At 69.7% G+C, this 12,271-nt stretch carries 14 protein-coding genes; 2 read left to right on the forward strand and 12 right to left on the reverse strand.

Features of this window, described 5'->3' with window-relative positions; translation table 11 throughout:
• Positions 1–305: 305 nt before the first annotated feature.
• Positions 306–1,154 (reverse strand): 3-hydroxyacyl-CoA dehydrogenase family protein, encoded by an 849-nt coding sequence (locus Aut01nite_RS29780; RefSeq protein WP_043524750.1) that lies wholly within the window; start codon positions 1,152–1,154, stop codon positions 306–308.
• A gap of 122 nt (positions 1,155–1,276) precedes the next feature.
• Here Aut01nite_RS29780 and Aut01nite_RS29785 point away from each other — a divergent pair, with 122 nt between their 5' ends.
• The gene (locus Aut01nite_RS29785; protein ID WP_043524749.1) at positions 1,277–1,615 is read left to right on the forward strand and encodes a hypothetical protein; all 339 of its coding nucleotides are present in this window, start codon (positions 1,277–1,279) and stop codon (positions 1,613–1,615) included.
• Between the two features lie 37 nt (positions 1,616–1,652).
• Here the strand turns inward: Aut01nite_RS29785 and murA are convergent, their stop codons facing one another.
• Positions 1,653–2,942 carry a UDP-N-acetylglucosamine 1-carboxyvinyltransferase gene (gene murA, locus Aut01nite_RS29790; protein WP_152628670.1) on the reverse strand — a complete coding sequence of 430 codons (1,290 nt, stop codon included), beginning with the start codon at positions 2,940–2,942 and terminating at the stop codon, positions 1,653–1,655.
• A gap of 42 nt (positions 2,943–2,984) precedes the next feature.
• On the opposite strand from murA, the gene Aut01nite_RS29795 reads away from it, so the two are divergent.
• Positions 2,985–3,563: a cob(I)yrinic acid a,c-diamide adenosyltransferase gene (locus tag Aut01nite_RS29795; RefSeq protein ID WP_043524747.1), complete on the forward strand. Its 579-nt coding sequence runs from the start codon at positions 2,985–2,987 to the stop codon at positions 3,561–3,563.
• 74 nt (positions 3,564–3,637) lie between these two features.
• Here the strand turns inward: Aut01nite_RS29795 and Aut01nite_RS29800 are convergent, their stop codons facing one another.
• From Aut01nite_RS29800 to Aut01nite_RS29845, 10 genes are all read right to left on the reverse strand, one after another.
• On the reverse strand, positions 3,638–4,453 hold the full coding sequence (locus Aut01nite_RS29800; RefSeq protein ID WP_043524746.1) for a PhzF family phenazine biosynthesis protein: 816 nt from the start codon (positions 4,451–4,453) through the stop codon (positions 3,638–3,640).
• Between the two features lie 18 nt (positions 4,454–4,471).
• Complete coding sequence (locus Aut01nite_RS29805) at positions 4,472–4,939, reverse strand: DUF2550 domain-containing protein (protein ID WP_043524745.1); 468 nt, start codon at positions 4,937–4,939, stop codon at positions 4,472–4,474.
• An 8-nt stretch (positions 4,940–4,947) separates the two neighbouring features.
• The gene (locus tag Aut01nite_RS29810) at positions 4,948–5,229 is read right to left on the reverse strand and encodes a F0F1 ATP synthase subunit epsilon (RefSeq protein ID WP_043524744.1); all 282 of its coding nucleotides are present in this window, start codon (positions 5,227–5,229) and stop codon (positions 4,948–4,950) included.
• A 79-nt stretch (positions 5,230–5,308) separates the two neighbouring features.
• Positions 5,309–6,406 carry an LCP family protein gene (locus Aut01nite_RS29815; RefSeq protein WP_052163659.1) on the reverse strand — a complete coding sequence of 366 codons (1,098 nt, stop codon included), beginning with the start codon at positions 6,404–6,406 and terminating at the stop codon, positions 5,309–5,311.
• 167 nt (positions 6,407–6,573) lie between these two features.
• On the reverse strand, positions 6,574–8,016 hold the full coding sequence (atpD, locus tag Aut01nite_RS29820; protein WP_043524742.1) for a F0F1 ATP synthase subunit beta: 1,443 nt from the start codon (positions 8,014–8,016) through the stop codon (positions 6,574–6,576).
• Positions 8,016–8,951, reverse strand: a complete 936-nt coding sequence (locus tag Aut01nite_RS29825; protein ID WP_043524741.1) for a F0F1 ATP synthase subunit gamma — start codon at positions 8,949–8,951, stop codon at positions 8,016–8,018. The genes atpD and Aut01nite_RS29825 overlap by 1 nt, the downstream gene beginning before the upstream one ends.
• A gap of 2 nt (positions 8,952–8,953) precedes the next feature.
• The gene (gene atpA, locus Aut01nite_RS29830; protein WP_043524740.1) at positions 8,954–10,522 is read right to left on the reverse strand and encodes a F0F1 ATP synthase subunit alpha; all 1,569 of its coding nucleotides are present in this window, start codon (positions 10,520–10,522) and stop codon (positions 8,954–8,956) included.
• A gap of 77 nt (positions 10,523–10,599) precedes the next feature.
• A complete protein-coding gene (locus tag Aut01nite_RS29835; RefSeq protein WP_043524738.1) occupies positions 10,600–11,421 on the reverse strand; it encodes a F0F1 ATP synthase subunit delta in 822 nt (273 codons plus the stop codon).
• The gene (locus tag Aut01nite_RS29840; protein ID WP_052163653.1) at positions 11,421–11,963 is read right to left on the reverse strand and encodes a F0F1 ATP synthase subunit B; all 543 of its coding nucleotides are present in this window, start codon (positions 11,961–11,963) and stop codon (positions 11,421–11,423) included. Before Aut01nite_RS29840 ends, Aut01nite_RS29835 begins: the two co-directional genes overlap by 1 nt.
• Positions 11,964–11,989: 26 nt before the next feature.
• A complete protein-coding gene (locus tag Aut01nite_RS29845; RefSeq protein ID WP_043524736.1) occupies positions 11,990–12,223 on the reverse strand; it encodes an ATP synthase F0 subunit C in 234 nt (77 codons plus the stop codon).
• Positions 12,224–12,271: the final 48 nt, after the last annotated feature.

The raw sequence follows: 12,271 nt of genomic DNA on the forward strand, positions 1-12,271 counted from the left end.
TCGGCGGCCGGCTGACCGCGATCGGCGCCGGCGAAAGCCGCCGGAGGCGGGGTACGGCCGCTGTGCGGTTGTGGGAGTTGTGGCACGTACCGAAGAAGGGGTCTTCCGGGCGTCGCAAAGCGCGACCCGGCACCTTCCGCCGGAAGCCATGGAGAAACCCGATCCCGGACCGGGAGCCGGAAGCGGCGCAGAAGCCGGGCCCGGACCGGCAGGCAGAGGCCACGGAGAAGCCGGACCCGGGCCAGCAGGCGAAAGCCGTGGCCGAACCCGGGCAGGGAGGCGGAAGCCGTGCCCGGGCCGGGGGATCAGTAGGAGTAGAAGCCCTTGCCGGTCTTGCGGCCGAGGTCGCCGGCGGTGACCATGCGCTGGAGCAGCTCCGGCGGGAAGAACTTCTCGTCGGCGGTGTCACGGTAGATGTTGCTCGCCGCGTTGAGCATCACGTCGAGGCCGGTGAGGTCGACGGTGGCCAGCGGGCCCATGGCGTGGCCGAAGCCCAGTTTCATCACGGTGTCCAGGTCGGCGGCGGAGACCACGCCCGTCTCGACCAGCTTGATCGCCTCGACGAGGATCGCGGAGAAGAGGCGGTTGGAGACGAAGCCGGCGACGTCCCGCTTGACCTCGACGCAGGTCTTGCCGACCTCCTCGGCGTAGTTGCGGGCGGCCGCGAGGGTCTCGTCCGACGTCTGGTAGCCCCGGACCAGCTCGACCAGCTTCATCATCGGGACCGGCGAGAAGAAGTGGATGCCGACGACCGACTCGGGACGGCTGGTGACCGTGGCGATCTGGGTGATCGGGATGGCGGAGGTGTTGGTGCCGAGGACCGCGCCCGCCTTGCAGATCTTGTCGAGGGCCCGGAAGACCTCGTGCTTGGCCTCCACCTTCTCGTAGATCGCCTCGACCACCACGTCGGCGTCAGCGGCCGCGTCCAGGTCGGTGGTGGTGGTGATCCGGGCGAGGGTGGCCTCGACGTCCGACTCGGCGATCTTGCCCTTGGCCGCGAACCGGCTCAGCGAGTCCCGGATCGCGGAGATGCCGCGGTTGAGCGAGGCGTCGTCGACGTCCCGGATGGTGACCTGCCAGCCTGCCTGCGCCGAGACCTGGGCGATGCCGGAGCCCATCAAACCGGAACCGATGACCGCGAGGCGACCTGCCATGCTGCACTCCTTCGTCGGAAGCTTTCTCACACCCTAACGGGGCTACTTAACGGAGATTCAGCACGGCTCCCGATCAGGGCGAATCCACAGAAAGCACGGGCTCGCGGTGCCAGACTGTGCCCATGGCCACAAGCGACGGCTGGTACCTCATCGGACCGCTGATCGCCGTCGGTCTGGTCGGCTTCCTCGGCGCCGTCTTCTGGCGCATGGGCCTGCAACCCACCGCCCCGGACCGGGACCTCGCGTCCGACGGTCTGGGGATCTTCGGCGAGCGGGACGATTACGGCCTGCTCTGGCCGGCCGCCGTCACCGACGGGCCGGAGGTGGCCGACGAGATCCGGCGACTGCTGTCGGAGGCGGGGATCCGCGCCACCACGGCGACCCGGCGCGACGGCCGGGTCAGCGTGCTGGTCTTCTGCGAGCAGGTGGAAGAGGCACGCCGCCTGGTCGCGTCCTTCTGAGGGACCCGCGCCCGCGACCGGCGCACCTGACGGTGGGCTAGAAGTCGAACGTGGGCTCCGGGACGTCGGTCCGCTCCACCTCGACGCCCAGCTTCGTCAGGTCGGCGACGAAGTCCGGGTAGCCGCGGTCGATGTGGTGCACCTCGCCCACCTCGGTCACCCCGTCGGCGCAGAGCCCGGCGACGACCAGGCCGGCGCCGGCCCGGATGTCGGTGGCCCGTACCGGGGCGCCGGAGAGCCGCTCCCGGCCGTTGATCGCGGCGTGGTGACCGTCGGTCCGGATGTCGGCGCCCAGCCGCACCATCTCGTTCACGAACATGAACCGGCCGTCGAAGATGTTCTCGGTGATCAGCGAGGAGCCCTCGGCGACCGCGGCCAGTCCCAGCGCCATCGGCAGCAGGTCGGTGGCGAACCCGGGGTAGGGCAGCGTCACGATGTCCACCCCGCGCGGCCGCTCCGCCATCCGCACCCGGAACCGGTTGTCGCCCGGCTCGACCGTCGCACCGGCGGTGACCAGCTTGTCCAGCGCGATGTCCAGGAACTCCGGCCGCACGCCGTGCACGGTCACGTCGCCACGGGTCATCACCGACGCGAACGCCCAGGTGCCGCCGACGATCCGGTCACCGACCGTGGTGTGCCGCACCGGCTTGAGCGGCCCGTCGACGCCCTCGATGATCAGCGTCGAGGTGCCGGCGCCCTCGATCCGGGCGCCCATCGCGTTGAGCATCTCGCAGATGTCGACGATCTCCGGCTCCCGGGCCGCGTTGTCGATCTCCGTGACGCCCTTGGCCAGCACCGCCGCCATCAGGATGTTCTCGGTGGCGCCGACGCTGGGGAAGTCCAGCCAGATCTTCGCGCCGCGCAGGCCGCCCGGCGCCGACGCGATCACGAAACCGTGCTCGCCGGAGATCTCCGCGCCCATCCGGGCCAGCCCGGCGACGTGCATGTCCAGCCCGCGGGAACCGATCATGTCGCCGCCCGGCAGCGCCACCCGCACATAACCCCGGCGGGCCAGCAGCGGGCCGAGCACGCAGATCGACGCGCGCAGCCGGCGGACCAGGTCGTAGTCGGCCTCGCTGCCCGGCTCGGCCGGCACGTCGATGATCGCCTCGGTGCCCTGGAGCGCCACGTCGCAGCCGAGCCGGCGGAGCACCTCGGCCATGATGGCTATGTCGGTGATCCGGGGAACGTTCGCCACCACGCTGCGGCCCTCGGCCAGCAACGCGACGGCCATCAGCTTGAGCGCCGAGTTCTTCGCGCCGCCCACGTGCACGTCGCCGGCGAGGCGGGCCCCGCCCTTCACCCTGATCACATCCACGCGGGCCATCGTAGGAGCCGTGCCCCACCCGCGCCTCGTAGGGTGGGCGGCATGGCTGTGCATCTCACCCGTATCTACACCCGGGCCGGCGACGCCGGCCAGACCCGGCTGGTCAACAACGAGGTGGCGGCGAAGACCGCGCCACGGATCGCCGCTTACGCGGACACCGACGAGTGCAACGCGGCGCTGGGTGCGGCGCTCGCGCTGGGCGAGCTTCCCGAGGAGGTACGAACGGTGCTCGCCGCCATCCAGAACGACCTCTTCGACCTCGGCGCCGATCTGGGGAACCCGGTGACCGACGACCCGCCGTACCCCCCGCTGCGGATCACCGAGGCCTACGTGACCCGCCTCGAGGGCTGGTGCGACGAGTTCAACGAACGGCTCACCCCGCTGGACAGTTTCATCCTGCCGGGCGGCACCCCCGGCGCGGCTCTGCTGCACGTGGCCCGGACCGTCGCCCGGCGCGCCGAGCGCACCGCCTGGGCCCTCTACGAGCAGGAGCCGGACCGCACCGGCGTGCTGCCCCTGAAGTACCTCAACCGCCTCTCCGACCTGCTCTTCATCCTCTCCCGCGTCGCCAACCCGGGCGGCGACGTGAAGTGGGTCCCCGGCGGCGACTCCGCCCGTTAGCCGCACGCCGGCCGGTTCTCGGTGCTGTCGCACGGGCGTGGAGACAGCACGGCGAGCCGGCCGGGGTCCCCGGGTCAGGCCAGCAGGTCGCCGTCGACGGTGGTGACCGCGTGACCGGACAGGTGGGTGCGATCGCCGTGCAGGGCGACCCGGACCAGGCCGCCCCGCGGGGACGCCTGACGACCGGTCAGCTCGGTACGGCCCAGCCGCTCGGCCCAGAACGGCGCCAGCGCGGTGTGGGCGCTGCCGGTGACCGAATCCTCGTCCACCCCCACGGCCGGCCCGAAGAAGCGGGAGACGAAGTCGTAGCCGGATGCCGGGGCCTCCGCGGCCGCCGTCACGATGACCCCGCGCCGGGTCAGGCCGGCCACCGCCCGCAGATCCGGGACGACACCGCGGACGGTCTTCTCGTCGGCCACCTCGACCAGGAGGTCGTCGGTGTTCGGCCCGGTGTGGTGGACGGACACGATCGCGACGCCCAGGGCCGCCGTCAGAGCGGGATCGGTGGCGCGCGGGCTCAGCGGGGCGGTGGGGAAATCGAGGGTGATCAGGCCGTCCGTACCGGCGGAGGCGGTCAGGACGCCGCTGCGGGTCCGGAAGGCCACCGTGTCGTCCAGGAGGCCGGACGTGCGCAGGACGTGGGCGGTCGCCAGGGTGGCGTGGCCGCACAGGTCCACCTCGACCGTCGGGGTGAACCAGCGCAGCGCCCAGTCCGCGCCGGCGCCGGCGGGGAGCCGGTGCGCGAAGGCGGTCTCGGGATGGTTGACCTCACGGGCCACCCCGAGCATCCACTCGTCGCCGGGGAACGCGTTCCCGTCGAGGAGCAGAACGCCGGCGGGGGCGCCGCTGAACGGCCGATCGGTGAAGGCGTCTACGACTCTGATCCGCATGCCACCGAGGTTAGGTCCTCAGCTCTCGGCGGGGCGGGGGCCGAAGATCTGCCGGCCGGGCAGACTGCCCGGGTCACGCGGCGGGCCCGCCTCGAGCCAGGAGAGGAACCCGGTCACCGTCGTCTCGGCCATCGCGATCTCGAGATCGACCGCACCGGTCCGGCAGCGCAGGACCACCCAGTGCCCGGGCATGGTGAGCCGCTCCGGCCCGGACGGGAGGCGGCGCTCCGCCACCGTGAGGGACCGTCGGTCGAGGATCCGCTTGGGGCGGATCGCCAGGCTGAACATCTTGTGGAACCGGAGCTCGTCGCCGACGAACTGGCCGAGGCCGGGCGACCAGCCACGGCCGGGCACGATCGTGTTGATGCGCACCTGGAGGCGAATGGTTCCGCCGCCGGCCATCAGCAGGCGGCGGCGGAAGAAGATCGCGAAGAGGAGCGCGATCAGCGCGACGACGCAGATTCCGGCGATTTCCAGAACCCGCATCGCCGGTGTCAGTGGGACTCGGGCGTGGCGGGCGTCGCGCTCTCGGCGAGAACCGTGACCCCGTTGGCGTCGATCGACAGGAAGCCGCCGGCCACGTCATAGGTCAGCTGCTCACCCCCGGCGAGCTTGACGCGGACCTGGGACGGCTCCTTGAGCAGGCCGAGCAGCGGCGAGTGACCCGGCAGCACACCGATCTCACCCTCGGTGGTGCGCGCGACGAGCATCTCGGCCTCGCCGGCCCAGACCTTCTCCTCGACGGCGACGACCTCGACGTGCAGCTGGTTGGCCACGCTGTCTCCCTTTGACGCTGCGAACCGAACGGGTGAAGTCTAATCGGCGGCGAACGCCGACGTGGTACGGGGTGGCGCCTCAGCTCTCCGTGGCCACGTAATCCGGATGGTCGAGCAGGAACGCCGCGACCCGGTCCTCGGCCACGGCCCGGAAGAACTCCCCGGCCGTCGGGTCGAGCTGCTCCCCGAGGTACCGGGATCCGTCGTAGAGCCCCCCGCCGGGCAGTTTGACCATCGTCATGTCGTCGGTGTCGATGCCCTTGAGCGCCACACCCCAGTCGATGATGCTGTTGCCACCGCCGTCGAAGGTGAGCGAGTCACCGGCCGCGTCGAGGACGCCGAGCAGTCTCCCCGGGTCGGAGACCACGTCCCGGCTCATCGCCTGCTTCGCCATCGCCTTGATGAACTGCTGCTGGTGGCGCTGGCGGTCGTAGTCGCCGTTGGGCAGCCCGTACCGCTGCCGCACGTAGTCCAGGGCCTCCCACGCCTGCAGGTGGTGGGTGCCCTTCTCGTAGACCTTCTGCGGCCCCGTGTACGGGTGGTCGCAGCCGCCGTCGACGCACTCCGGCCGTTTGGCCCGGCCTCTGCCGTCCGGCTGGAGATGCTCGGACCGCACGGTCTGGTCGATCGTCATGGTGACGCCGCCCATCGCCTCGACGATGCTCTTGAAGCCGCCGAAGTTGATGATCGCCCCGGCGTCGAAGTCGTCGATCCCGGTGAGGTCGCCGACCGTCTCGGCGAGCAACTGGAAACCCTGCTCGACGTCGTGGGTGCCGTCGCCGGTCGGGCTGCCGAACGACATCGCGGAGTTGATCTTCGCGGTGGCGCCGCCGAAATCGCTGCGGGCGAAGGGCGGGATCTTCACGTACAGATCCCGCGGGATCGAGAAGAGGAAGACCCGGTCCATCGTCGCGGGGACGTGCGCCACGATGATCGAGTCGGAGCGCGGGGCCTGCGAGTCGTCGCGCGGGTCGATGCCGGCCAGCAGGATGTTGAGCGGGCCGCGGATGTCGGCTCCCTCCCGGGTCGCCCCGGCGGCCGGATCACCGATCAGGCTGCCGCTGCCGGCCTCCACCGCACCCGTGTACCGCGCGATGACGGCCTGCCCGGTGACCAGCACGGCGCCGCTGCCGACCATGAGCACGCAGCCGAAGACGGCACTGAGCCGCGCCCACATCGGCGGGCGGCGCTTGACGGACCTGGCCACTGGATCCCCACTACCGGTTCAGTTCGCGACTAATGAGTGACAAATCATACCCAAACGGAACCGTGCCATGTCGTCCGGAAAGCACGAGAGCCGCGCCGGTAAAACCGGCGCGGCTCTCGTGGAGTTACTGGCTGGAATCAGCCCTTCATCAGCTCGTGCGCGTTCTTCTCGAGGTCCTCGAGGCCACCGCACATGAAGAAGGCCTGCTCCGGGTAGTTGTCGTACTCACCCTCGGCGATCTTCTTGAACGCCTCGATGGTCTCCTTCAGCGGGACCGTCGAGCCGGGGACACCGGTGAACTGCTCCGCCGCGTAGGTGTTCTGCGACAGGAACCGCTCGATCCGGCGGGCACGGGCGACCGTGACCTTGTCCTCCTCGGAGAGCTCGTCCATACCGAGGATGGCGATGATGTCCTGCAGGTCCTTGTACTTCTGCAGGATCCGCTGCACCTCGCGGGCGACCGCGTAGTGCTCGGCGCCGACGTACTCGGGGGCGAGGATCCGCGAGCTGGAGGCCAGCGGGTCCACGGCCGGGTAGATGCCCTTGTCGGAGATCGACCGCTCGAGGTTCGTGGTCGCGTCCAGGTGGGCGAAGGTGGTCGCCGGCGCCGGGTCGGTGTAGTCGTCGGCGGGCACGTAGATCGCCTGCAGCGAGGTGATCGCCTTGCCCCGGACCGAGGTGATCCGCTCCTGGAGCTCGCCCATCTCGTCCGCCAGGGTGGGCTGGTAACCCACGGCGGACGGCATGCGGCCGAGCAGGGTGGAGACCTCGGAACCGGCCTGGGTGAACCGGAAGATGTTGTCGATGAAGAGCAGCACCTCCTGGTTCTGGACGTCACGGAAGTACTCCGCCATGGTCAGAGCGGTCAGGGCGACCCGCAGACGGGTGCCCGGCGGCTCGTCCATCTGGCCGAAGACCAGCGCGGTCTTGTCCAGAACGCCACCCTCGTCCATTTCCAGGATGAGGTCGTTGCCCTCACGGGTGCGCTCGCCGACGCCGGCGAACACCGAGGTGCCACCGAAGTTACGGGCGACTCGGATGATCATCTCCTGGATGAGCACCGTCTTGCCCACGCCCGCGCCACCGAACAGGCCGATCTTGCCACCACGCACGTACGGCGCGAGCAGGTCGAGCACCTTGATGCCGGTCTCCAGCATCTCGGTCTTCGGCTCGAGGTCCGCGAACGCCGGCGGCTTGCGGTGGATCGACCAGCGCTCGGTGATGTTCAGCGTCGACGGGTCGACGTTGAGCACCTCGCCGAGGGCGTTGAACACGTGGCCCTTGGTCACGTCACCGACGGGCACCGAGATCGGCGCGCCGGTGTCGGTGACCGCGGCACCACGGACCAGGCCGTCGGTCGGCTGCATCGAGATGGCGCGGAGCAGGTTGTCGCCCAGGTGCTGGGCGACCTCCATGGTCAGCTTCTTCGTGCCGCCGGAGAGGGTGACCTCCACGTGCAGCGCGTTGAAGATGGCCGGCATGGCGTCACGGGGAAACTCGACGTCGACGACCGGGCCGATGACCCGGACGACGCGGCCGACAGCGGTCTCCGCCTTAATGGGCTCAGCAACAGCAGTCATCACACATCACTTCCCGCCGCGGCCAGCGCGTTGGCGCCGCCGACGATCTCACTGATTTCCTGGGTGATCGCAGCCTGACGCGCGGAGTTCATCTCGCGCGTGTACCGCTTGAGGAGGTCGTCGGCGTTGTCCGACGCGCTCTTCATCGCCCGCCGGCGCGAGGCCGACTCACTGGCCGCCGAGTCCAGCAACGCCGCGTAGATGCGGGTGTTGAGGTACTTCGGCAGCAGCGCGTCGAGCAGCTCGTCGGCGTCCGGCTCGAACTCGTACGCCGCGCGGGGCTCGGAGGACTTCTCCTCCGACTCCGCTTCGACCTGCACGGGAGCGAGCGGCTTCGCGTTGGCGCTCTGTGTCATCAGGGACTTGAACTCGGTGCTCACGAGGTGCAGCTCGTCCACGCCCGCGATGCCCTCGGGACCGAAGGTGCCCTCGGCCTCCGACCCGGCCGCGAATCCCTCGATCAACGCGTCGCCGATCCTCTTGGCGTCCGCGAACGACGGACGCTCGGAGAACCCGGTCCAGCTGGCGGCGATGTCCCGCCCACGGAACCGGTAGTAGCCGACGCCCTTACGGCCGACGATGTACAGCGCCACCTCCTTGCCCTCCGACTTCAGCTGGGCGACCAGCTGCTCGGCGGTCCGGATGGCGTTGGCGTTGTAGGCGCCGGCCAGGCCCCGGTCACTGGTGATCAGCAGGACCCCCGCCCGCCGGACGCGCTCACGCGCGGCCAGCAGCGGGTTCTCCACCGAGGCGTTCGACGCCAGCGCGCCCAGCACCTTGGTGATGGCCAGCGAGTACGGCCGGGAGGCGGCGACCCGTTCCTGGGCCTTCGCGATCCGGCTGGTGGCGACCAGCTCCTGCGCCTTGGTGATCTTTTTGGTCGACTTGACGGTGCGAATGCGCCGACGCAGCGCCTGTACCTGACCGGCGGCCATGCCTAGTTACCGCTTTCGCCGGTCGCGCTGCCCTGGAACGACTTCTTGAACTCGACGACACCGGCCTTCAGGCTCTCGATGTTGTCGTCGCTCAGCAGGTTCGTCGACTCGATCGCGGTGTAGACGTCACTGTTGTGGTGCTTGAACCACTGCAGGAACTCCTGCTCGAAGCGGCGCACGTCGCCGACCGCGATGTCGTCCAGCTGCCCGGTGGTGCCGGCCCAGATCGAGATGACCTGGTCGACCGTCGAGTACGGCGAGTACTGCGGCTGCTTCAGCAGCTCGACCAGGCGGATGCCCTTCTCGAGCTGGGCACGCGACGCCTTGTCCAGGTCGGAGGCGAAGGCCGAGAAGGCCTCCAGCTCACGGAACTGGGCCAGGTCGAGACGCAGTCGGCCGGAGACCGAGCGCATCGCCTTGACCTGCGCCGAACCACCCACGCGGGACACCGAGGTGCCGACGTTGATGGCGGGACGCACGCCGGAGGCGAACAGGTCGGACTCGAGGAAGATCTGACCGTCGGTGATCGAGATCACGTTGGTCGGGATGTAGGCCGAGATGTCGTTGGCCTTGGTCTCGATGATCGGCAGACCGGTCATCGAACCGCCACCCAGCTCGTTGGAGAGCTTGGCGCAGCGCTCCAGCAGACGGGAGTGCAGGTAGAAGACGTCACCCGGGTAGGCCTCACGGCCCGGCGGGCGGCGCAGCAGCAGCGACACGGCGCGGTAGGCCTCGGCCTGCTTCGTCAGGTCGTCGAAGACGATCAGGACGTGCTTGCCGTTGTACATCCAGTGCTGACCGATGGAGGAACCGGTGTAGGGCGCGATGTACTTGAAGCCGGCCGGGTCGGAAGCCGGGGCGGCGACGATCGTCGTGTACTGCAGCGCGCCCTGCGCCTCCAGGGTGCCCCGGATGCTGGCGATGGTGGAGGCCTTCTGGCCGATCGCCACGTAGATGCAGCGGACCTGCTTCTCCGGGTCGCCGGAGTCCCAGTTCGCCTTCTGGTTGATGATCGTGTCGATCGCGACCGTGGTCTTACCGGTCTTACGGTCGCCGATGATCAGCTGGCGCTGGCCGCGGCCGATCGGCGTCATGGCGTCGATCGCCTTGATGCCGGTCTGCAGCGGCTGCTTCACGGGCTGGCGGGCCATCACGTTCGGGGCCTGCAGCTCGAGCTCGCGGAAGCCTTCGTTCGCGATCTCGCCGTGGCCGTCGATCGGGTTGCCCAGGGCGTCCACGACGCGGCCCAGGAAGGCGTCGCCCACCGGGACCGAGAGGACGCGGCCGGTGCGCTTGACCGGCTGGCCCTCCTCGATCTTCGCGAAGTCACCCAGGACCACGGCGCCGATCTCGCGGACGTCGAGGTTCAGGGCGACACCCAGCGTGCCGTCGGCGAATTCGAGCAGTTCGTTCGCCATCGTCGAGGGGAGGCCCTCGACGTGCGCGATGCCGTCGCCCGCGTCGGAGACGATGCCGACTTCCTCACGGGTGAGATCGGACGACGTGGCGGACGAGACGTAGCGCTCTAGCGCCCCCCGGATCTCGTCCGAGGAGATGGTCAGCTCGGCCATCCTCTGCCTTCTCTGTCTAGCTCGGGACGTCACCGCCGCCGAGGGGGCTTCTCGATAGAAGAATCGAGGGGAAAGGACTATTTAGCGAACGCCTGCTTGGCCTGGTTCAGCTTGCGCAGGACCGTGCCGTCGTAGAGGTCGGAGCCGACCCGGACGCTGACGCCGCCGAGAACCGACGGGTCGACGTCCACCTTCAGCGAGACCTCGCGGCCGTAGAGGGCGGACAACTTCGCAGCCAGGGACTGCTCGTCGGCGTCGGTGAGCGGCTTGGCGACCGTCACGTAAGCGACCTCGCGGTCCCGCTTGGCGGCGGTCGCCTCGACCAGCCGGGTCAGCGAGGCCTCGAAGCCCCGGCCACCGAAGCCGGTCAGCGCCACCTCGACCAGCCGGCCGGTGGCCACGTGCACCTTGCCCTTGAGCAGGTCCTGCACCAGCTTAACGCGGAGCTCGACCGGAGCACTGACGTCACCGAGCGTGACGGCCAGCTTGGAGTCGCCGCCGACGATCTGGCCGAACCGGAACAGCTCGTCCTCGACGTCGGCCAGCTTGTCCTCGCGCTCGGCGGAGGTCAGCAGGGCTTCGACACCCAGCCGCTCGGCCGCGTCCAGCAGCTCGGACGGGCGGGAGAACCGCCCGGCGGCCAGGGCCGCCACCGTGTTCACGGTGATTTCCGAGACCTTGCCGGCGAGCAGCGACTTCAGCAGCCCGGCACGGTCGGAACCGGGCCGGGACGGATCGGTCAGAGCGCGGCGCAGCCGGGGCTGGGCCCGCAGCAGCCCGGCCACCGACAGGATCTCGTCGGCGACCGTGGCCAGCTGCGGGGCCGTGGCCGCCACGGTGTTGGCGGCGAGCTGTTCCAACGCCTCGCCGTAGGCCTCGCGGCTTACGCTCGACGTCATCAGCGCCGCCCGGCGGTGTCGAGGTCCGCGATGAAGCGCTCGACGGTGCCACGGGTACGGGCCTCGTCAGCGAGAGCCTCGCCGACGATCTTGCTGGCCAGGTCGACCGCGAGCGTGCCGACCTCGGACCGGAGCTCCCGGACGATGGACTCCCGCTGGGCGGCGAGCTGCTCGTTGCCGGCCGCGATGATGCGGTCCGACTCCTCGCGGGCCTTCGCCAGCACGTCCTGCCGGATGCCCTCGGCGTCGGCCCGGGCCTCGTCGCGGATGCGAGCGGCTTCGGTCCGCGCCTCGGCGAGCTGCGTACGGTACTGCTCGAGCAGCTCGTTCGCCTCGGCCTGAGCGGCCTCGGCGCGCTTGATGCCGCCCTCGATCGCGTCCACCCGCGCCGCGAACGTCTTCTCCATCATCGGGAAGACGAACTTCATCAACACGAAGCAGAGCACCGCAAACGCAACCGTGCCAACGACGATCTCCTGCCAGACAGGAACGATCGGGTTGTGCTCGGGAGCACCTTCTGCAGCGAGATAGAAATCGATCACAGGAACCTCCTAGTCGAGGTTGAAGATCAGAGGTTGCCCTGCCAGATGAAGCCGAACGCGATGCCCAGCAGCGCCAGCGCCTCGATGACGGCGAAGCCGATCCAGACGAACGGCAGGGTCAGGCGGGACGACTCGGGCTGGCGCGCCGTGGCCTGGATGTAGGCCGAGAAGACCAGGCCGACACCGATGCCGGGGCCGATCGCAGCGAGACCGTAACCGATGGCGGCGGTGCTGCCCTCAACGGCGGCGAGAAGGTCCATTGCTAATTCCTCCTGGTATCTCGCGTGACTGTCACGCGGGACGACAAC

Source organism: Actinoplanes utahensis, from assembly GCF_016862455.1.
GTDB classification, from domain to species: domain Bacteria; phylum Actinomycetota; class Actinomycetes; order Mycobacteriales; family Micromonosporaceae; genus Actinoplanes; species Actinoplanes utahensis.

What these genes read in the sequence shown, in the direction of transcription:
- Aut01nite_RS29780 (WP_043524750.1), bottom strand. Translation starts at nt 1,154, where the DNA reads ATGGCAGGTCGCCTCGCGGTCATCGGTTCCGGTTTGATGGGCTCCGGC.
- Aut01nite_RS29785 (WP_043524749.1), top strand. Translation starts at nt 1,277, where the DNA reads ATGGCCACAAGCGACGGCTGGTACCTCATCGGACCGCTGATCGCCGTC.
- murA (WP_152628670.1), bottom strand. Translation starts at nt 2,942, where the DNA reads ATGGCCCGCGTGGATGTGATCAGGGTGAAGGGCGGGGCCCGCCTCGCC.
- Aut01nite_RS29795 (WP_043524747.1), top strand. Translation starts at nt 2,985, where the DNA reads ATGGCTGTGCATCTCACCCGTATCTACACCCGGGCCGGCGACGCCGGC.
- Aut01nite_RS29800 (WP_043524746.1), bottom strand. Translation starts at nt 4,453, where the DNA reads ATGCGGATCAGAGTCGTAGACGCCTTCACCGATCGGCCGTTCAGCGGC.
- Aut01nite_RS29805 (WP_043524745.1), bottom strand. Translation starts at nt 4,939, where the DNA reads ATGCGGGTTCTGGAAATCGCCGGAATCTGCGTCGTCGCGCTGATCGCG.
- Aut01nite_RS29815 (WP_052163659.1), bottom strand. Translation starts at nt 6,406, where the DNA reads ATGTGGGCGCGGCTCAGTGCCGTCTTCGGCTGCGTGCTCATGGTCGGC.
- atpD (WP_043524742.1), bottom strand. Translation starts at nt 8,016, where the DNA reads ATGACTGCTGTTGCTGAGCCCATTAAGGCGGAGACCGCTGTCGGCCGC.
- Aut01nite_RS29825 (WP_043524741.1), bottom strand. Translation starts at nt 8,951, where the DNA reads ATGGCCGCCGGTCAGGTACAGGCGCTGCGTCGGCGCATTCGCACCGTC.
- atpA (WP_043524740.1), bottom strand. Translation starts at nt 10,522, where the DNA reads ATGGCCGAGCTGACCATCTCCTCGGACGAGATCCGGGGGGCGCTAGAG.
- Aut01nite_RS29835 (WP_043524738.1), bottom strand. Translation starts at nt 11,421, where the DNA reads ATGACGTCGAGCGTAAGCCGCGAGGCCTACGGCGAGGCGTTGGAACAG.
- Aut01nite_RS29845 (WP_043524736.1), bottom strand. Translation starts at nt 12,223, where the DNA reads ATGGACCTTCTCGCCGCCGTTGAGGGCAGCACCGCCGCCATCGGTTAC.